We start from the raw sequence: 21,095 nt of genomic DNA on the forward strand, positions 1-21,095 counted from the left end.
CACCATGGACGACAACGCCCGCTCTCCCGCCGCCCCGCGCGGCGCGTCGCGCCCCGGCGACTGGAACCTGCTCTGGGTTTTCCTCGCCGTGCTGCTCGGCGCGCTGTGGATGCTCACGGAGCGTTGGGACGCCTCGATCCTCGACCGCTACGAATTTCGCCAACTTCAGACGGCCCTCAGCACCTTCTGGATGCAACGCGACGGATTTCACCTCGATTACCTCACGCCGCTCTTCGGACCGCCGTGGTCGGTGCCGATGGAGTTTCCGACGTATCAGGCGATTGTCGCGACGCTCGCGCAGCACAGCGGCCTGCCACTCGAGCAAGCGGGACGGCTGGCCGCCGTGCTCTTCTTCCTCGCGACGATTCCCGCGCTCTACGACCTGCTGGGAATCGCCGGACTCGCCCCGTCGCGCCGCTTGCTCGCGCTCACCATCGTCGTCAGCTCGCCGATCTATCTTTTCTACCCGCGCACGTTCATGATCGAGACGACGGCGCTCTGCTTCGCCGTCTGGTTTCTCTGCGCACTTCGCCGCGCGCTCGAAACCCGCGGCCTCGGCTGGCTCATCGCCGCAACGTCTCTCGCTCTGCTCGCCGCGCTCACGAAGGTCACGACCTTCGTCGTCTACGCCGTGCCCGGAGCCGCGCTCCTGCTCGTCACGCTTTGGCGCGCCTATTGCACCGACGACGGCCCCGCGTGGCGACGGCTCGGCGTCCCGGCGTTGCGTGCCGGCCTGCCGGTCGCGATCGCGCTCGCCGTCACCGTCGCGTGGGTCGCGCACGGCGACGCGATCAAGCACTCGAATCCCTACACCGGTTTTCTCGCCTCGACCGAATTGACCCGCTGGAACTACGGCCCGCTCGCCCTTCGCGCCGAGCCGTCGTTCTGGCAGCACCTCGCGGAGAACATCACGCGCAATGTCCTCAGTGAAGGCGCGCTAGCCATCGCACTGGTCTGCGCCGCGCTCGCCACCGCCCGCGCGCGCTGGACCGCGCTGGTCGCCGTGCTCGGCTTCCTCTCCGGTCCGCTCGTCTTCGCCAATCTCTACCACGTCCACGACTACTACTACGCCGCCAACGCCCTGCTGCTCGTCGGCGCCGCGGGCATCGCGCTCGCCTCCGCGTGGGATCACCCGCGCCTCCCCGCCGCCGCGCGCTGGACCGCGCTCGCGACCATTCTCGCGCTGCAATACTACGCCTTCGACCGCGGCTACCACTATTACTACTGGAAAGCCGCACCGCCGCCGCCCGATCTCGCCACCATCGCCCGCGAAACCACCCCCGCCGACGGCGTGCTCCTCATCTCCGGCGACGACTGGAATCCCCTCCTGCCCTACTACGCCCAACGTCGCGCCCTGATGGTCGCCGGCGGCCGTGACGACGAGCCACAGGTGCTCGAGGATGTCGTCGCCAAACTTCCCCCACGCCAAATCGCCGCGATGATCCTCGTCGGCGATCCGGTCCGAAAAAACCGCGAGCTCATCCGCGCCCGCACCGCGCGCTTCGGGCTCGCGCCACAGCCATTCGCCTCGAGCGATACCGCGGACCTCTACCTGCCCACGGAAGCCGTCGCCCCCGCCCTCGCCCGCCTGCGTGGCCGTCACTTCGAATCGGCCCGCGTGCTCGTCGCGACCGCGCCCGCGGCGCTCATCCCCGACGCCAAGGAGCAGGAACTCCGCGCCGAAGAGTTTCCGATGTCGTCGCCCGCGCCGCATCGCGCCAGCAGCCGCTTCGGCGTCTCCCCCGGCGAGATCGAGGGCCGCCGCGTCATCCTCGCCCACGCCCCGTCGGAAATTTTCTTCCACCCCCCGCCCGGCGCCACGCGCATCGCCGCGCTGGTCGGACTCGCCCCGTCCGCCTACGCGAAGCCACCGCCGGAAGCGACCGACGGCGTCGTCGCGGAAATCTTCGAACTGCAACCCGACGGCCTGCGCCGCTCGCTCTGGCGGCGCGAACTCATACCCGTTTCCCGTCCGTCCGACCGCGGCGCCCAAGAGGTCAACTTCGTCAGTCCCGTTTCCTTGAGCGGCGAACTGGTCTTCAGCATCGCTCCCGGCCCGGCAGGCAACCTCTCCTACGACCAGGCATATTGGGCGCAGATCGACATTCGCTGACGCGCCGCCCGCGACTCCGCTCCGGGCTCAATCGAACACCAGCGATCCGCGAATCCAGATCCAGTCGCGCGTGTCGCGCCCTTGCGGACCGGCGGTGAAATCCAACTCGACCTCGCTGTCCTCCTCCATCGTGAATCGCCACGCCAGCGCCACCGGACCGCGCTCGGCGGGGTTGTCGCGAGGGTTCATGAGCCGCTCGCCGATCGTCGCCGCGCCCCCGCCATCCGATCGCAACGCGCGCAGCGCAATCGACACGCCATCCGTCGCCTCCGCGCCCGCCGCCGGGCCGTAAGCCGCAGGCTTGAACACGACCTGCATTCGCAACGTGTGTTCGCCCCGATCGAGTCGGAAAACCAGCCGCGTCCGCGGATGCGCGCTGAAGGAAAGGACATTCGCGATCGCTTCGCACGCGGGCTCGAACGACATCCGAAAACGCACCGGCATCGGATGCATCGCCGCGAACAATTGCGCCTGGCGCACTGCCGACAACGAACCGACTTCCACCCAGCGCCCGGCCAGCGGCGCCGCCGCCGCTTCGACCCCCGGCGCCCACTCGATTTCCGGCAACTGCCCTTCCTCCATCTCACGGATGGCCGCGGCCTCGTTCTCCGGCCGCAGAAAAATCGCTGTGTCGCGCCACGCCAGCAGCGGCCGGGCGCTCAATCCGGCCGCACGCACCGCGCGCACCAGCGTGGGAGACTGCGTCCAGGATTTGCCCGTGATCAACAGCGCGCCGAGCGTTTCGTCGCGCAGCGCCTCCAGCGCCCGCGCCACGCGAGCCGGATCGTCCTCGCTGTCGCCGCGCAGCATCAGCGCCCGCCGCTGCGCATAGTAGGGCGTCATCGCGTTCCAGTCCTGTCCCTCGATCACGAGCACCTCGTTCGGTCCCGTCAGCCGGCGCAGCGCCGCCGTGAGACTGTTGCCGCCGCGCGTGACGCCCGCCTGGGTCGGGAAATAGTGTTCGAGGTAATAGCACGCCTGCGCCGCCACGAGCACGGCCGCCAATCCGAGCCCGAGCCAGCGCCAGCGCGGCGTCTCGACGACTCCGACGACGACGAACCCGATCGCCAGCAGCAGAAACACCGCATTCGCGACGTAATAATAATCGTGGTAGGCGTAGAGCACCGGGAACACCACCAACGCCGCCCCGAACACCGTCGCGCAATGCGCCGCCGCACGCAGCCGATGCCGTCCGGCCAGCAGCAGCACCGGCAGGCACGCCGCGACGACAGGCAGCCACGTCAGCTCGTCGCGCACGATGCGCCATTTCATCGCCCACAGCGCCGGCGACAGCCGCAATTCGTCGTTGCCGAAATTGAAGGTTCGCATGTGCACCGCGTTCAGAAAATCCGCCATGCCATTCAGCGCCTTGATCGCATCCGCCTGCCACACCCACCAAGTCGTCGCGACGAACGCCGGCCCCAGCGCCGCGACCATCCAGCGCCCATCGGCCCGCCACGCGCCGCCCCGGCGCGCCCGCCACAGCCGCACCAGCGCCCACGCGCCCGCGGGCAGCAGGAACACGAGAAAAGTTGTCACCTTCACCAGCCCCGCGCCGGTGCCCGCCAACGCCGCCGCGACTAGCCACGACACCCGCCGAGTCCGCACCGCGCGCTCGAACGCCACCCAGAACCACATCGCAAACATCAGCGCCATCGTCTCGATCAGGAATGCCCGCGCATAAAAAACATAGAACGGACAACTCACGAACAGCGCCAGCACCGGCCAGCGCCGCCCCGGCGCCACGCCCCATCGACCGAGCAGCAGGAAGAGCGCGGGCAGCGTGAGGTAGAAACACGCGATACTCACCGCCCGTCCGGCCTTCGTCAGCCCCCAACCGGTCGCCCGGCCCGTCCACACCGCGCACCACTGGTAGAGCGGAAACTCCATCGGCACCGACCACGGCTTGCCCAGCACGGGCGTCGGATACGCGAGCGAGAAATTGTTCTCCTGCTTGATCCAGTAAGCCGAGATCGCCGTCTGCGCCTGCCGATATTCGACCCCCGGGAGACTCTTGCTCTCCCACCCCACCGTCATGCCCCACGCGTGAAACGCCAGCGCCAGCACGAAAAGGCCGATCGAAAACCAAGTTTCGACGCGGCTCGGCACAGACGCGTAGGGCAACGGGCGGGGTGACAACTGCCCGTAACCAACCCCATGCGCTCTGCCTTGCCAAACGAATTTCCGCCCGCCCGGAAAGCGCTCCCCCACCGCCTGGCCCGTCTCGTCCTCGCCGGAACAGGCTTTACTCGGCTCCCCCGTCGCCCGCTTAATTTTCCGACCATTCATGCCTGATTCCGCCGCTCCCAGATTCCATATCGACAGCCCCGGCTCGTGGCGGCCCGAAGTCGTGGGATTGGAAATCGTCGGCTGGCTCTATCCCGGCGAAAACGGCGCCTGCCTCGACATCCGCGCGCGCGTCGACCGGCGTCCTTACCTCGGCCTCTACGGCCTCGAGCGGCCCGACACGCAACAGGTCTTCGGCGACAGCGTCGCCGCGCTCCGCACCGGCTTCATCCAACGCGTGGTCGTCTGGCGCGGCGCACGCGAACTCGCGCTCGATTACCACGACGGCACCGCGTGGCGGGAATTCTTCCGCACCGCGCTCGACACCTCCGCGCTGCCCGCGTCAGCCACGAAACCGCCCAAGCTCCTCCGCGCGGCCATCGTCTACCAGACGCTCCACTACCTCTACCGCCACTTCCACCAAGCGGGCTGGCGCACCATTCGCGACGAGACGGAAGCCGTCCTCCGCGAAGTCCTCATCCCCACGACCGACGTCGTCATCGGCGACCGCTTCGTCGGCCACATCGAAAATCCCGGCTATTGGATCAACGCCGGCTACGGCAAATTCCGCGTCACCGGTTGGATCTTCGGCGTCGGTCGCCACATCTCCCAACTCAGCGCCACCACCGGCGTCCTCACGGAAAATCGTCTCGTGTTTCCGAAGGACCGCCCCGACGTCGCCGCGCACCGCACCGACCACGCCAACGCGCTCAAGTCCGGCTACTACGGCCTCGTCGACATCCGCGCCGACACGCCCAGTCCAGCCAACCTGAAAATCTTCGCCGAGACCGGCGACGGCACGCGCCCGCTCGCCTTCGCCCGCCGCATGTATCTCGACCGCCGCGACGAACATTCGGGCCCGGTGCAGATTTACCGCCCGTTTCTCTTCGCCCAAGTCGTCGCCGCGCTCCTGCGCGCCCGTGCGCTCGGCCGTTTCCAGTTCGACAGCTGGCCCGAGGCGCGCGCCGAGATCGCGCGCCTCAAAGCGCACCTCTCTTCCAGCCTCGGCCGCGGCGAACCGCGCAAAGTCCCCGCCGTCGTCGCCCGCCGTCGCGACCAGGATCCCTACGCGCGCTGGTGCTGGCACAACCGCCTCACCCCGCGCCTCCGCGCCGTGCTCCAACAGGATGCCGACGCGCTCGTGAAAGCCGGCGGCCCGCTGATCAGCGTCGTCGTCCCCGCCTACAACACACCGGAAAAATATCTCCGCGAACTCCTCGATTGCCTCCGGCAGCAGATCTACCCGCGCTGGGAACTCTGCATCGCCGACGACGCCTCGCCGAAGCCGCACGTCCGCCGCATCCTCGAGGAAGCCGCCAAAACCGACGCGCGCATCAAACCGGTCTTCCGCGCGGAAAACGGCCACATCGCGCGCGCCACCAATTCCGCCCTCGACGTCGCCACCGGCGAATTCATCGCGCTCCTCGATCACGACGACGTCCTGCCGCACGACGCGCTGCTCCACGTCGCGCAAGCCATCTCCCGTCACCCCACCGTCGGCTACCTCTACACCGACGAGGACAAAATCGACGACACCGGCCGCCGCTTCGATCCGCAGTTCAAGGGCGGCTGGTCGCCCGAGATGGCGATCACGCACAACTACACGCACCACCTCACGGTCATCCACCGCGACATCGTCGAACGCGCCGGCCGACTCCGCCCCGAGTTCAACGGCGCGCAGGACATCGATCTCTTCCTCCGTTGCTGGGAGCTCATCGCCGACCGCGACGTCGTGCACGTGCCGTTCATCGGCTACCATTGGCGCGCGCACGCCGAGAGCACCGCGAGCCGCGGCGACCAAAAGGGCTACCTCTTCGCCGCCGCGCGCAACGGCATCGCCGAGGCCGTCGCGCGGCGCCAGCTCCGCGCCGAGCCGGTGCTCCCCGAGTTCGCGCAAAACTACGCGCTCTGCCTCCACCAGTTGAAATGGGACACCGCGCTCCTCGCCGAGAATCCGGTGACCATCGTCATCCCGTCGAAGAACCGGCCCGACCTGCTCGCCAAGTGCCTCGACTCCCTCGCGCGCACCACGCCGCGCGACCACGTGAAGGTCATCGTCGTCGACGACTGTTCCGACGAACCGGCCGCGCTCGACTACCTCGCCGCGCTGCCCGCGCGTCCCGACCTCCGCGTCGAAGTGCTGCGCGCGCCCGCCAACGGCGGCGTCTTCAACTACTCGCGCCTCGTCAACCTCGGCACCGCGCGCGCGGACACGCCGCTCGTGCTGCACCTCAACAACGACGTCGAAGCGCTCACGCCCGGCTGGCTCGAGGACATGGTCGGCTGGATGTCCGTCCCCGGCGTCGGCGTCGTGGGTGCCACGCTCGTGTATCCCGACGGCACGCTCAACCACGCGGGCATTTCGCTCAGCCGCGAGGACGGCCTGCCGCACGTGCTCTTCGAGCGCGAGCCGGTCGACGACCTCGGCTATCTCTTCCTGCCGCACGCCGCGCGCAACGTCGCCGCCGTCACCGGTGCCTGCCTGCTCACGCGCACGTCGCTCTACCGCGAGTTGCACGGCTTCGACGAGGAACAACTCCAAGTCGCCTACAACGACGTCGATTTCTGTCTCCGCGCCGGCGTCGCCGGTCACCGCACGGTCGTCACGCCGCAAGCCGTCCTCCGCCACATCGGCAGCGCGTCGCGCGGCAACACCTACGCCGAACGCGAGCACCTCGCCTACATCGCCCGCCACGGCGCCGCCCGCGATCCCTATCACAGCCAGTCGCTCGACTTCCCACCGCGCAACCTGCCGCTCAATCCCTACCACCAGCGCTACGCGCAAACCGCGCGCCCGTTCCGCGCGCTTGTCGTCACGCACAACCTCAAGTTCGAAGGCGCGCCGATCTTCATCTTCGAACTCGCCCGCTTCCTCGCCGAGCAACCGGGCGTGACGGTCCGCGTCGTTTCGCCTGAGGACGGCCCGCTGCGCACGCGCTTCGAATCCGCCGGCCTGCCGGTCGAGGTCTGGGACACCACCGCGTTCGGCGCCGCGAAGACGCCCGACGATTTCCAGCGCGCGCTCGCGGCCTTCGCGCAGGCGCATTCCTGCACCGGCGACGATGTCATCATCGCCAACACGATGCTCACCTACTGGGCGATCCAACTCGCGCATCGTCTCGGCAAACCCAGCGCGTTCTACATCCACGAGAGCAACACCGTGAAACGCTTCTTCTCCTCGCCGCACGCCACCGCGTTGCCGGACGTGGTCGAGGACTCGTTCCGTCGGGCTCACCGCGTCGTCTTCACCGCGCGCTCGACGCACGACATCCACGAGGCGCTGAACAACGAGGACAACTTCCGCACGCTCGCCAGTTGGGTCGACTTCGACCGTATCGACCGCTTCGCCGCCACGCACGACCGCGCCGCGCTGCGTCGCAAACACGGGCTCGACCCCGACGCCGTCATCGTCACCAACATCGGCTCCGTCTGCGAACGCAAGGGCCAGCACATCTACATCCGCGGCATCGATCTCCTCCGCAAGGAACTCGCGACGCTCTTCCCCGGCCGAAAAATCCAGTGGGTGATGGTCGGCGCACGCGATGGCCTCTACATGGAGGCGTTGCAGGAGGACATTCAACTCATGGGCCTGCAGGAAGTGAAAATCTTCCGCGAGACGCCCGACATCTACGATTTCTATCACCTCTCCGATCTGCTCGTCTGCACGAGCTTCGAGGAGTCGTTCCCGCGCGTTATCCTCGAAGCGATGGTCTTCGGCACCCGCATCGTCAGCACCGACGTCAATGGCATCGCCGAGATGCTGACCAACACCGACGAAGCCTACCTCGTGCCCGCGGGCGACCCCTTCAAGCTCGCCGCCGCGCTCAAAGCCGCGCTCGCCGACCACTTCGCCGGCAACAACAAGATGATCTCCATGGCCCGCGCCCGCGCCGCCCGCCACTACCATCACGCCCGCGCCCTGCCGCGCCACCTCGAGGTGATTCGCGAAGCCTGGCTCGGCTGATTCCCGGATGGCCGAAACCGCTTTCAGTCACTCGCAGATCGAGGCGCCCGCTCCCGGCGCGACGCTCGCGCCCGGCTGGCAGATCCTCCGCGGCTGGGTCTGGCCGAAAGCCGGACGCCACTTCGTCGACGTCCGCGCGCGCATCGCTGGCCGCGCCTTTCCCGCCGTGCACGGCCGCCCGCGCGCCGACCTCGCGGCTCATTTCAAAACCGGCCAACGCTACGCGCTCGCGGAGTTTTGGGTGACCGTCGAACTGCGTCCCGGCCCCATCGAGATCGTCCTCGAAGCGCTCGAGATCGAGGGACACTGGACCGCATTCCAAACCGTCAGCTACCAAGTCGCCGGCGAGCGTATCGATCAAACCACGCCCGCCAGCCCGCGTCCGCTCAAGTGGCACGATTTCACCCGCGGCCTCGATTTCATCCTCCGCACCCGCCGCACGCAACCCGACGCCACGTGGGTCCAACTCGCCGCGCGCCTCGCCGCCGATTTGCCCGTCGTGCAGGATCAACTCTTCCCGCCCGAACCCTTCGTCGGCCACGCGGATGAACCGGCCGCGGTGAACCGCTGCCGCTTCGGCCTGCTGCCGGTTGTCGGCTACCTCTTCCACCGCTCGGAAAAGATCGCGCGCCTCTGGTGCACGGCGGACCTCCAGGCGCTGCAACCGCTCAAACTCGGTCGCGCCACCGCGAATCTCGTTCCGCATTTTCCGGATTACCCGATCGCCGCCGCGTGCGGCTACGAAGGCTACGTCGACGTGCCCGCGCAGCTGTCGAATCCCGTCGTGCTGCGCCTCTACGCCGAGATGCCCGACGGCTCGCTGCACCTCGTGCAGGTGCGCACCACGCGCCGCCACGACGCCGAGCTCGAAAAATATCCCTACGCCGCCGCGAGCGCCGCCGCCTTCAACGAAGCGCTGCTCGCGTGGCGCAGCGCGCTGCGCGTCCGCGGACACGCCGTCGAATTCACGCCGCAACTCGACGCCGACCTTGCCCGCCTCCGCGCAAGCTATCTCGCCGAGACCGCCGCCGCCGAAGCCGTCGCGCATCCGCCGCCGAGCGTCCCGCACGCGCTGCGTTGCGTGTTGCTCGCCACGCACAACCTGAATCTCGAAGGCGCGCCGCTCTTCCTGCTTGATCTCGCCCGCTACCTCGCGAGTGAAGGCCTGCAACTCTCCGTCGTCAGCGCCGCCGAAGGCCCGCTCCGCGCGCGCTTCGCCGCCCTCGGCGCCGCCGTGCAGGTGATCGACGCCGCGCCGCTTTTCTCCGCCGCTGATGAAGTCGCCGCGCAAAGCGCCCTCGCCGCACTCGCGACGCAGTGCGACTTCGCCGCGCCGGATATCGTCATCGGCAACACCTTCACGACTTTCTGGGCCGTGCACGCCGCCAAGGCCGCCGGTCGCCCCGTGCTCTACTACGTGCACGAGAGCACCAGTCCCGCCGCGTTCTACGGCGGCGGTCTGTCACCCGCGGTGCTCACGCTCGTCGAGTCCGCCCTCACCGCCGCCGACGTCGTCAGCTTCACTAGCGACGCCACGCGCCGCTACCACGCGTGGCCCGGCCATCCCGTCCGCGCGTCGCTGACCTCCGGCTGGGTCGACATCGCCGCGATCGATGCATGGCGCGCCGCGCAGGATCGCGCCGCGCTTCGCACGCAACTCGGCGCCAGTCCCGGCGAATTACTGGTGACGAACGTCGGCACCGTCTGCGACCGCAAAGGCCAGCTCGCCTTCGCCCGCTCCGTCGCGCTCTTCAACCAGCGCCACCCCGCGCTCGCGGCGCGCACGCGTTTCGTCCTGCTCGGCGGACGCGACGCACCCTACGACCATTTTCTCCGCGACATCCTCGCCGGGCTCGCGCTGCCCAATCTCGTCGTCCACCCGGAGACCCCGGACTTCCTCGGATACTATTTCGCCGCCGATCTCACCGTCTGCTCCAGCCACGAGGAATCCTCACCGCGCGTCGTGTTCGAGGCGATGGCGTGCGGCACCCCTCTGCTCGCCTCCGATATTCCGGGCATCAGTGAAATCGCCCGCCACAGCGTCGAAGCGACGCTCGTGCCACCCGGCCACACACCCGCGTGGGCCGACGCGCTCGCCGCCCTGCTGAGTTCCCCCGAGACGATGCAGCGTCAGGCCCGCGCCGCGCGCACCCGCGTCGAAGCCGAGTTCGCCGCCACCCGCGTCCTGCCGCGCCACCTCGCGCTCGCCAGAGCGGTTGCATCCGGACAACCTGCCGCGTCATGAACGAAGCCGCCGGCTGGCAGTTCGACATCGAGGTGCACCCGCCTGCTTGGCACTTCCCGGCCGGTCCGTCGTGGCTGGCCGGCTGGATCGCGGTAACCAACGATCACTACCCGACGGACCTTCGGGTCTGGATCGACCATCGTCCCTTTCTCGGCCTGCCGGGTTTGCCAAAGCCGGGCATGGACGAGCGTTTCCTCGGCCGCGCCGGCCCGCCCTTCACCGGCTTCGTCGCGCAGGTCACTCCGCATCGCGGCGCGACGCAGCTGCGGATCGAACTCCGCAATCCAGCCGGCGCGTGGCGCGAAATTTTCCGCACCGCCATCACGGTTGCGGCGGAAACGCCCGCCGCTCCGGCTCTGCCGCCGCTTGCCGATCGCCTTTCCGAACTGCTGCTCGCCCTCATTCGCCAGCACACTCGTTTCCCGCGCCAAGCGTGGTCCGCGCTCGCCGACGAGATTGCCGCCAACGCGCTCGCCACACCGCTCGACACATTGCCCAATCCGCCCTTTCACGGCGCACTGGAAGAGCCGCGCGCCATCGGGCGCATCACCGATCACCGACTCGTCGTCACTGGCTGGCTCGCCCACCGCTCCGAGAAAATCCGGCGCCTCACGGCGATCGTGGATGGCCGCAACGCCTCGCCCCTGATCCACGGTCTCGCCCGCGACGATGTCGGCTCGGTCTTCGCCAACCTGACCGAGGGCGAACGTGTGCAGTTCGTCGGCCAGGTCGACGTCGTCCCCGAGCCCGGGGTTGCCGCGCTACTGAAAATCTTCGCCGAACTCGAGAGCGGCGAGAAGCACCTCGTGTTCGCGCAGCGGTTCCTCCCGCATGTGGCGACCGGTCCCGAGTTTCCCCTGCCGCCGCTTTCGCTCGGCGTTTTCATCCGCGCCGGGTGGTCGCTGCGCTCGGCCGCGGCCCGGCTCCAGGCCGACCCCGGCTCTCCCGTCCGGGAATTCTCCGCCGTGCGCCGCGCTTGGGAACGCTTCCGCGAACAAGCGCCGGTGCCGCGCCGCTCTTATCCTAGCATCACCCCGCAGATCCCGGCGCGGCGCGCCACGCCGCTGCGCCTCCTCGCGGTGACGCACAATCTGAACTTCGAGGGCGCGCCGCGCCTGCTCTTCGAACTGCTGACCTATCATCGCCGCGAGACCGACGTGGTCGTCCACGTGCTCTCGCCGAGCGAAGGACCGATGCGCGCGCTGTTCGCAGCCGCCGGCATGACGGTGCAGGTGGTCGATCTCGAACCGGCACTCCGCGCGACCCAGCCCGAGGAATTCGATGCCGCTCTCCGCGCGGTCGTGTCGCTCGATTGGAGCGCGATCGATCTCGTGGTAGCGAACACCGTGGTGGCATTCTGGGGCGTGCATCTGGCGGCGGCCGCGGGCAAACCGAGCCTGCTTTACGTGCATGAGAGCGCGCCACTCCGGCGCTTTTTCAGCTCCCGCCCGCTGCGCCTCGCCGCGGAGCGCGCGTTCCAACTCGCCACGCACGTGACGTTCACCGCCGACGCCTCGCGCCACATCTTCGCGCAGCTCGACCCGCAAAACCGCTTCCGCGTGCTGCCGACGTGGTTGAACTTGGAGGCGATCGACGCATTTGCCGCGCAGCACACCCCGGCGCTTCTCCGTGCCAAGCACGGCGTCGATCCTCGCGCCCTGGTCGTGCTCAACCTCGGCACCGTTTGCGCCCGCAAGGGCCAGCACGTTTTCGTGCGCGGCGCCGAACTGCTCGGCGAGGAATGGCGGCGGCAGCAATCGGATCGACCGCTCGAGTTCGTCATGGTCGGCGCACGCGGCGACGCCTACCAGCAGGCGCTGCAACAGCAGGTGGCGGACGCCGGACTCGACTGCGTCCGCTTTGTGCCGGAAACCCGCGAGAACTTCGACTGGCTCCGCCTCGCCGACGTGCTCGTGTGCACCAGTTTCGAGGAATCTTCACCGCGCGTGCTGCTCGAAGCGGCGGCTTTTCGCACGCCGATTGTCACTACCGATGTGAACGGCATACCCGAACTCGTCACCGCCGAAGAAGCCTGGCTCACGCCGCCGGGCGATGCGCGGCAACTCGCCGCCGCCCTGCGCGCCGCACTGACGGACCTCCTCGCCGGCGACCGTTCGCACGTCGAACGCGCGCGCCGCGTGGTCGAATCGCGCTTCGACGAGCGCGTGGCGCTGCCGCAACACCTCGCCCTCGCCCTCGAAACCGCCGGCCCCTGACACCGCCCCATGTCCTCCGCGCCCGGCCTTCAATTCGCGATCGAGATCCAGCCACCGGAGTGGACATTTCCGGCCGGCCAGACGTGGATCGGCGGCTGGCTGTTCGCGGGGCGCGATCGCTCGGTCACCGACCTCCGCGCCTGGATCGACGGCCGCGCCTTCCTCGCCATCCACGGCCTGCCAAAACCCGCGCTCGATCCGCAACTGCTCGGCCGCGCCGGGCCACCCTACTCGGGCTTTGTGCTGTTGCTCGAACCGCACCGCGGCGCCTCGCTGCTCCGCCTCGAATTCCGCGATACCTCCGGCGGCTGGACCGAATTTTTCCGCACCTCCATCCGCGTGGCCGACGACGCGCCCGGCTGTCCCCCGCCACGGCCGCTCGCCGCGACGCTGGCCGACGCCGTGCCCGCGCTGCTCAAGCTCCACGCGCGTCAACCCCTGCAGCCGCTCGCCGGACTCGCCGACGAAATCGTCGCCGCCACGCTCGCCACCCCGCTGAATTCCCTGCCTGTGCCGCCGTTCCAAGGTGCGCTCGAGGAACCGCGCGAAACCGGCTGGCTGCGCTACGGCCGCCTCTCCGTCAACGGCTGGCTCGCCCACCGCACCGCGCGCATCGTGCGCATCTCCGCGCTGGCCGACGCCGTCCAGGAATCGACGCTGCGCGCCGGCCTGCCGCGTCCCGACATCGCGGCGATTTTTCCGGACCTGCCGCGCATCGGGCAATCCGAGTTCCGCGGCCACGTCGACCTGCCCGCCACGCTCAGCGCGCCGGCGTTGGTGAAAGTTTTCGCCGAGCTCGACAACGGCGAGAAGCACCTCGCGTTCGCGCAGCGCTTCACGCCGCGCGTGATCGCAGGCGCGGACAGCCCGCTGCCGTTCTTCTCCCGCCGCACCTTCGGGCGCGCCGTGTGGGCGTTGCTCGGCGCGGCACGCCGGCACGGCCTGCCGCGCGGCTCGGCCGGCGAACTACTCGCAGCGTTGCGCAGTGCGTGGGCGGCTTACCGCGCCGAGGCTCCATTGCCGGTCGGACATCGCCGCGTGCCCGGCGCGCCCGCACTGCGCGACACATCCGCGCGACCGCTGCGCGTGCTCGTCGCGACGCACAATCTGAACTTCGAGGGCGCCCCGTGGTTCATCTTCGAACTCGCGCGCTACCTCGCGGCGCAACCCGGCGCGCGCGTGCGCGTGGTGTCGCCGCAGGACGGGCCGATGCGCGAGGTGTTTGTGCGCGCGGGCATGCCGGTCGACGTCGTCGACGTTTCCGCGGCGCTCACGGCCGAACCCCCCGCCGCGTTCCAGTCGGCGCTGTCGCGCGCCTTTCATCCCGATTGGAATGAATTCGATCTGCTCATCGGCAACACGATGGTGACGTTCTGGGCGGTGCTCGCCGCGCGCGCCGCCGGCAAACCCGCGCTGCTTTACGTCCACGAAAGCTCCCCGGTGCGCCGCTTCTTCCGGCCGCTGTTGCCCCCGCCGCTCTTTCCGCTCGTCGAAGACGCGTTTCGCGCCGCCACGAATGTCGTGTTTACCGCCGACTCGTCGCGGCTGGTGTTCGACTACCTCAACGTCCGCGACCACTTCCGCCTGCTGCCGAGCTGGGTCGACGCGGCGCGCGTCGACGCGTTCGCCCGCACGCACGCGGCCGCCGACCTGCGGCGCAAGCACGGGCTCGATCCGCGTGCGGTGTTGCTCGTCAACATCGGCTCGGTCTGCGAGCGCAAGGGCCAGCACATCTTCGTGCGCACCGCCGAGCTGCTGCGCGACGAGTTGTGCCACACCTATCCCGACCGGCCGATCCAGTTCGTGATGGTCGGTGCGCGACCGGGCCCCTACCTCGACATCCTCCGCAGCGAGGTCGACCTGCACGGCCTCGACAATGTCGTGTTCGTGCCGGAGACGGGCGAGATCTTCGACTTCTACCAGCTGGCGGACATTTTCGTGTGCACGAGTTTCGAGGAATCGTTCCCGCGCGTGCTGCTCGAGTCGGCGGCGTTCGCACGCCCGATCGTCAGCACCAATGTCAACGGCATCGCGGAGATGTTCGGGCCCGACGAGGCGTGGCTCACGCCGCCGGGCGACCGCTACCAACTCGCCGAGGCGATCAAGCAGGCGCTCGCCGCGCACTTCGCCGGCGACCGCACCAAGGCCACCCGCGCCCGCGAGGCGGTGTTGCGCCGCTATCATCAGGACGCGTCGTTCCCCGGCCACCTCGCAGTCGCGCAAAGCGCCGTCGCCGGGAACTGAGCCGATGGCCGCCCGCTTCCGCCCGCAGGCGGGACTTGCTCCCGCGCCCGCGCGCCGCCTACATGGGCGACTCTCCGCGTGAACGAGAACGACGCCTATATTTTCGATGTCGAGCAGCCCCGCGACTGGGTGTTTGCCGGCGAACCCGTGTGGGTGACCGGCTGGTTTCTCTCGAAGATCGGCGCCGGCTTCTCGGACATCCGCGCGATGATCGACGGCGTGCCGCACATGGGCATCCTCGGCCTGCCGCGACCGGAGATCGAAACGCGTTATCGTCCCGAATCTCGCCTGCCGCACGTCGGATTTCTGCTGCGCCTCCAGCCGCATCGCGGCGCGCGCGAAGTCCGGCTCGAACTGCTCGACGCCGACAACAATTGGTTCGAATTCTGGCGCAGCCCGATCCGCGTGAAGGACGGTCCGCGCTCCGTCGGCCGCTACCAACTCGGCGTGCTCCCCGATCACGTGCACGTGCTGCTGCAAGCGCTGCGCGCGAACCCTGCGGCCGATCTCGCCCCCCTCGCCGACTCGCTCGTCGCAGCCGGCGCAGCCGTCCCGCTCGACACGCTGCCCAATCCACCGTTCTTCGGCGCGCTCGAGAAACCGGAACTCGTCGGCGGCGTGCAATACGGCAAGGTCCGCGTCGAAGGCTGGATCATCCACCGCGAGCAGCGCATTCGCCGCCTCATCGGCAGCACGCATCCGGGCGTCGAAAATGAATTTTCCTACGGCAATCTCCTGCGCCCCGAAGCGGCCGAGCTGTTCCCCGGTCATCCGCACGCCGCGCGCTCGCAGTATTTCGGCCTGCTCGACATCGACGAAAACGTGCCCGGACCGGCGGCGATCAAACTGTTCGCCGAACTCGAGGACGGCACGCGGCACCTCGTCTTCGCGCGGCGTTTTTATCCACGCTCCTGCCACCTCTGGGAGCGGCCGCTGCCGGCGTTCGACCAGGGAACGCTGTGGAATTGCGTGCTCGCCCTGCGCGCCGCGGCGAAGCGCCGCCGGCTCGACCTCGGTTCGTGGTCGGAGCGCTGGGCCGCCGTGCGCGCCACGCACGCGCTCTATCGTCGCGAGGCGCCGGCCGCTCTGCCGGGCCAAGACACGCCCGACGCGTTCGCCGCCTGGCAACGCAACAACCGCCTCAGCGGCCGGCTCGCGTCGATCCTGCGCCAATCCGCCGCGGCGCTCGGCACCGGGCCGCGCTTCCAGCTACTCGTCGACGCGCGCGATTGCACCGCCGCGCAACTCTCGCAGCTCGCCGCGTCGCTCGCCGCGCAGATTTATCCGCGTTGGGAGGCTCAGTTCGTCGGCGCGCCGGCGCTGCCCGGCCTCGATACGCGCTGTCGCACGCACCTGACGGCGGACCCGGCCGAGACCATCGCTCGCCTCGACGCCTTGCTGCGCACCGGCGACGCGGAGCTCGTCACGCTGCTGCCGGGCGACGCGCGGCTCTCGCCCGACGCGCTGCTCGAAATCGCCGAGCGTTTCGCCGCGAACCCGCAGCTGGAGCTGGTCTACACCGACGAGGACTCGATGGACGACGCCGGCGCGCGCCGCGATCCGTGCTTCAAGCCGGAGTGGAGTCCCGCGTTGGCGGTTTCCGGTCTTTTCCCCGGCCACTTGTCCGTCGCGCGCCGCGAGCGCCTGATCGCCGCCGGCGGTTTCCGCGCGGCCTTCGGCAACATTCCGTGGTTCGACGCGCTGCTCCGTCTCGGCGATCGCTGGACCGGCCGCGAAGTCGCGCATGTGCCGCTGATCGGTTTCCATCGACGCGCCGGTCGCGCGCCGCTGCCCGCCTCCGGTCTCGTCATCGAGGAAGCGCGCCTCGCCCTCGTCGAAACCATGGATCGCCGCCACTGGTCCGCCGCGCCCTTCGTGCCACCGGCCGCGCATTTCCGCCGCGAAAACGTTCATCAACTGCGCTGGACCCGCGACGCGCTCGCGCAGCTGCCGGTCACCATCGTCATCCCGACGCGCGATCGCCTGCACCTCCTGCAGGAATGCATCGAGCTCCTCGAGGAGACCGTCGACTGGCGCTGGGTGAAACTCGTCATCGTCGACGACCACTCGCGCGACACCGACGCGCTGCGCTACCTCGAGCGCATCCAGACGCGTCCCGATTTGCGCTGCGTCGTCACCCGCACGCCCGACGCGAAGGCGCCGTTCAACTACTCGCGCCTCGTCAACGCCGCGCTGCCGCACGTCGACACGCCGCTCGTCCTCCATCTCAACAACGACGTGAACGCACTCGAGCCCGGCTGGCTCGAGGAAATGGCGGCGTGGTTCCGCCAGTCGGACGTCGGCGTCGTCGGCGCCAAACTCATTTTCCCGGACCGCACGCTCAACCACACCGGCATCGTCATCGGCCCGCACGGCGGACTCGCTGACACGCCGTGGGCGCGGTGCGCCGAAAACGACGTGCCGACGCTCTGGCACGCGGTCGCCCGCGAAGTCTCCGCCGTGACCGGCGCGTGCCTGCTCACCCGCACGGAACTTTATCGTCAGCTCGGCGGCTTCGAGGAGCGCGACTTCGGCGTCGCCTACAACGACGTCGACTACTGCCTGCGCGCCCGCGCCGCCGGCTTCCGCGTGATCTACACGCCGCAGGCGAAGCTCATGCATTGGGGCAGCGCAACCCGCGGCGTGACGTTCGACGAGGCAGAGCACATGGCGTGGCTCGACCGCTACGCCGGCTACCGCGATCCGTATTTCAGCCGCCACTGGGAATTGAACGGCGCCGCCGTCGCCGGCGCGCGCACCGCCGGCGGCCGGCCGGAACGCGCACGGCCGCTCGAAGTGCTGCTGCTCACGCACAATCTCAACCTCGAGGGCGCGCCGCTCTTCCTGCTCGAATACGCGACGCACCTCGTGCGCGCACAGGGCTGGCGCGTCACCGTGCTCGCCGGACAGGACGGCCCGCTGCGCGCGAATTACGCGCAGCTCGGCGCCGCCGTGATCGTCGTCGACGAAGCCGCACTGTTGCAGAGTCCGAACGAGGACACATTCCACCAACGCCTCGGCGAAATCTCCGGACACGTCGACTGGGATCACGTCGATCTCGTCGTCGCAAACACACTGCTCTGCTTCTGGGGCGTGCCACTCGCCCGCCGCGCCGACCGCCCAAGCCTGCTCTACATCCACGAGAGCACGTCGGTGTTCCGCGCCTTCGAGACGAAGTTGCCCCTCGCCATGCACCGCCTCGTGCACGATGCGCTCCAGCAAAGCACGCGCACACTGTTCCTGTGCGAGGCGACGCGCCGTTACTACGCGGACGACGACCGCGGCCACTTCGCGATCGTGCCCAGCTGGATCGATCTCGCACAGGTGCAGGCCTTCCGCGCCGCGCACGACCGTGCGGCGCTGCGCCGCAAGCACGGCCTGCGCGACGACGAAGTCATCGTCGCCAACATTGGCACGGTCTGCGAGCGGAAGGGGCAGCACATCTTCCTGCGCGCCGTCGCGCACTTCAACCGGCACTACCGCGGCGCGGCGCCCGTGCGTTTCCTGCTCGTGGGCGCGCGGCCCGGCATCTACCTCGAACTGATCGAACGCGACATCGCGGCGCTCGGGCTGACCAACGTCACGCTCGTGCCGGAGACGCGCGAGGCGTTCGATTTCTTCGCGGCGTCGGATCTCTTCGTCTGCACGAGTTTCGAGGAGTCGTTCCCGCGCGTGGTGATGGAAGCGATGGCGTTCCGCACGCCGATCGTCTCGACGGACGTGCACGGCATCCCGCAGCTGATCGGCCAGCGGCAGGACGGTTATCTCGTGCCGCCCGGCAACGCCGGGGCGCTCGCGCGGATGATGCTCACCTGCCTCGCCAAGGAGCGCAGCGGCAAGTCGCTCGCGCCGGCGGCGCATTCGAAAGTGCGCCGCTTCCACGACGCCGCGCAAGTGCTGCCGCGCCACGCCGATCTGGCGCGTGAGGCGTGGCTGGATCACGACTGAGAGTTGGGTTGCGGCTTGCGGCGATGACCGCGCCGCGCCTCTATCGCTGCTTTCCCCATGACCGCTGCCGCTCCTGTCCGCCGTGCCTTGGTTGTGTTTGCCCTCACGGCTCTCGCCGCACTGGCGTTCGTCCTCTATACCAATCACCGCTGGGAGGATTACTACATCACGTTCCGCGCGAGCAAAAATCTCGCGCAAGGCCACGGACTCGTCTTCACACCCGGCGAGCGCGTGCATAGCTTCACCTCACCGCTCGGCGCACTGCTCCCCGCGCTCGCCAGCCGGGTGAGTGGCGACGCGGACGAGCTCGCGTTGTGGCTGTTCCGCATCGCGAGCATCGTCGCCCTCGGCGGCGCGAGCGTGCTGCTGTTCCGCGCCATCGAGCGCATGGGCGCGCCGCGCTGGGCGGCGTGGCTCGGCGTGGGCTTCATGATCTGCGAGGCCAAGGTCCTCGATTTCACCACCAACGGCATGGAGACGGGCTGGCTGCTGCTCTTCCTCGCCTACGCAGTCTGGGCGCTGACCGACGTCGGTCGCCGTCGCTGGCTGCACCTTGGCGCGGCGTGGGCGGGCATCATGTGGACTCGGCCCGACGGTTTCATCTACATCGCGCTGCTCGGCGGCGGCTGGTTCCTCTTCAACTGGTTCGCGCGCGACGGCCGTCCGCGGGGGGCTGAATTCCGCACGTTCGTGCTGGCGGCGGCGCTGTGCACCGCGCTCTACCTGCCGTGGTTCCTCTGGGCGTGGTGGTATTACGGCTCGCCCATCCCGCACACCATCATCGCCAAGGGCTCCATGAATCCGGGACGCACGGCGGTGGGATTCCTCCAGACCTTCGTGCTGCTGCCTTTCAATGTCTGGAGCGGCTCGACCAGCGTCGACGGCACGCTGCTACCCACGTATTATGTCGGTGGCGCCTGGCGCGCGGCGGTGTTTGTGATGACGGCGCGCACCCTCGGCTTCTTCGCGCTCATCGCGTGGCTTTTCCCGCGCCTGCCGGCGCCGGTGCGCGCCGCTTCGCTGGCCTTCCACGGCACCCACGCCTACCTGAGCTATTTTCCGTATTTCCCGTTCCCGTGGTATTTCCCGGCGACCAACCTGTTCGCTGCGATCGCCTGGGCCGGGCTCGCCGGCGCCGTGTTGCCGGCGCGCCCCGCGTGGCGCTGGGTGCGGTTCATCGCGATCGCCGGCGCGGTGTGGACGCTCGGCTTCCAGCTTTTTCTCTGCGCCCGCATGGCCGTGCAGATGGAGGCGAAGCAGCGGCTCGTCTACGACGGCAACCTGCGCCGCATCGGCGAGTGGTTGCACGAACACGGCTCGCTCCGCGACCGCGTGTTCATGGAGCCGCTGGGCTACATCGGCTATTTTTCCCAACTGCGAACCTACGACTACCCCGGCCTGTCCTGCCCACGCATGGTGGCGGCGCGCCGCGAGTCGAACGCCTGGTCCGTCCTGCTGACCCGCCTCGCTCCGGAATGGGCGGTCATTCGCGCTTCCGAAGCCGAAAGGGTCAACCAGGAGAACCCCACCGTGCTCAGCCGGATGTATGAAGCCGCAGCCACGTTCGACGTCCGGCCGGCGGTAGCGGCGGCGGCCGGCCTGCCCGATCCGTTCATGCTGGAATTCGACGCCAACTTCACCCTCTACCGGCGCCGCTATCCGGTGATCGACGACGAGGACATCATTTACGTCCGTCACGATTTCGGCAACTCGGCCAACACTGAACTGGTGGACGGCGCGCCGGTCCGCATGGTCCACGCGAACGGCGAAATGGCCCTCGCCGTCCCGGCCGGCGCGCAGCGCGCCGACGTCGAGTTCGGTTTCATGCCCGACGCCTACCGCGAGGCCCCCAAGACCGATGGCGCCGAATTCGTCATCGTCTGGACCGATGGCCGCGAGGAACGCGAGCTGTTCCGCCGGCAGCTCGATCCGGTCCACCGCACCGAAGATCGCGGCTTTCAGAAAATCACGGTAACCTTCCCGGCCGCATCCGCGCCCGTCCGCCTGCTCCTGCGCACCGTGGCCGGCCCGACCAAGACGAAGGATTGGACGTATTGGTCCAAATGCGCGTTCCACTGA

8 protein-coding genes are annotated in these 21,095 nt (G+C 68.9%); 7 read left to right on the forward strand and 1 reads right to left on the reverse strand.

What is annotated here, in order from left to right; translation table 11 throughout:
- Nucleotides 1-4 precede the first annotated feature (4 nt).
- Entirely contained in the window at nucleotides 5-2,113 is a 2,109-nt protein-coding gene (locus tag KF715_06865; protein MBX3736388.1) for a hypothetical protein, read from the forward strand.
- A 27-nt stretch (nucleotides 2,114-2,140) separates the two neighbouring features.
- Here the strand turns inward: KF715_06865 and KF715_06870 are convergent, their stop codons facing one another.
- A complete protein-coding gene (locus KF715_06870; protein MBX3736389.1) occupies nucleotides 2,141-4,237 on the reverse strand; it encodes a hypothetical protein in 2,097 nt (698 codons plus the stop codon).
- A 163-nt stretch (nucleotides 4,238-4,400) separates the two neighbouring features.
- Here KF715_06870 and KF715_06875 point away from each other — a divergent pair, with 163 nt between their 5' ends.
- The 6 genes from KF715_06875 to KF715_06900 all read left to right on the forward strand — a co-directional run bounded on the left by KF715_06875 (nucleotide 4,401) and on the right by KF715_06900 (nucleotide 21,095).
- Nucleotides 4,401-8,363 carry a glycosyltransferase gene (locus KF715_06875; protein ID MBX3736390.1) on the forward strand — a complete coding sequence of 1,321 codons (3,963 nt, stop codon included), beginning with the start codon at nucleotides 4,401-4,403 and terminating at the stop codon, nucleotides 8,361-8,363.
- Nucleotides 8,364-8,370: 7 nt separating this feature from the next.
- The gene (locus tag KF715_06880; GenBank protein MBX3736391.1) at nucleotides 8,371-10,608 is read left to right on the forward strand and encodes a glycosyltransferase family 4 protein; all 2,238 of its coding nucleotides are present in this window, start codon (nucleotides 8,371-8,373) and stop codon (nucleotides 10,606-10,608) included.
- Entirely contained in the window at nucleotides 10,605-12,824 is a 2,220-nt protein-coding gene (locus KF715_06885; GenBank protein MBX3736392.1) for a glycosyltransferase, read from the forward strand. The genes KF715_06880 and KF715_06885 overlap by 4 nt, the downstream gene beginning before the upstream one ends.
- A gap of 9 nt (nucleotides 12,825-12,833) precedes the next feature.
- Nucleotides 12,834-15,068 (forward strand): glycosyltransferase family 4 protein, encoded by a 2,235-nt coding sequence (locus KF715_06890; protein ID MBX3736393.1) that lies wholly within the window; start codon nucleotides 12,834-12,836, stop codon nucleotides 15,066-15,068.
- Between the two features lie 78 nt (nucleotides 15,069-15,146).
- Nucleotides 15,147-19,016, forward strand: coding sequence for a glycosyltransferase (locus KF715_06895; GenBank protein MBX3736394.1), 3,870 nt, complete (start codon nucleotides 15,147-15,149; stop codon nucleotides 19,014-19,016).
- 57 nt (nucleotides 19,017-19,073) lie between these two features.
- Nucleotides 19,074-21,095, forward strand: coding sequence for a hypothetical protein (locus tag KF715_06900; protein ID MBX3736395.1), 2,022 nt, complete (start codon nucleotides 19,074-19,076; stop codon nucleotides 21,093-21,095).

The organism is Candidatus Didemnitutus sp. (genome assembly GCA_019634575.1).
Taxonomy (GTDB): domain Bacteria; phylum Verrucomicrobiota; class Verrucomicrobiia; order Opitutales; family Opitutaceae; genus Didemnitutus.

Bases quoted from the DNA above. Each gene is read 5' to 3' on its own strand.
- KF715_06890 (MBX3736393.1), top strand. From the start codon at position 12,834: ATGTCCTCCGCGCCCGGCCTTCAATTCGCGATCGAGATCCAGCCACCG.
- KF715_06900 (MBX3736395.1), top strand. From the start codon at position 19,074: ATGACCGCTGCCGCTCCTGTCCGCCGTGCCTTGGTTGTGTTTGCCCTC.
- KF715_06880 (MBX3736391.1), top strand. From the start codon at position 8,371: ATGGCCGAAACCGCTTTCAGTCACTCGCAGATCGAGGCGCCCGCTCCC.
- KF715_06885 (MBX3736392.1), top strand. From the start codon at position 10,605: ATGAACGAAGCCGCCGGCTGGCAGTTCGACATCGAGGTGCACCCGCCT.
- KF715_06865 (MBX3736388.1), top strand. From the start codon at position 5: ATGGACGACAACGCCCGCTCTCCCGCCGCCCCGCGCGGCGCGTCGCGC.
- KF715_06875 (MBX3736390.1), top strand. From the start codon at position 4,401: ATGCCTGATTCCGCCGCTCCCAGATTCCATATCGACAGCCCCGGCTCG.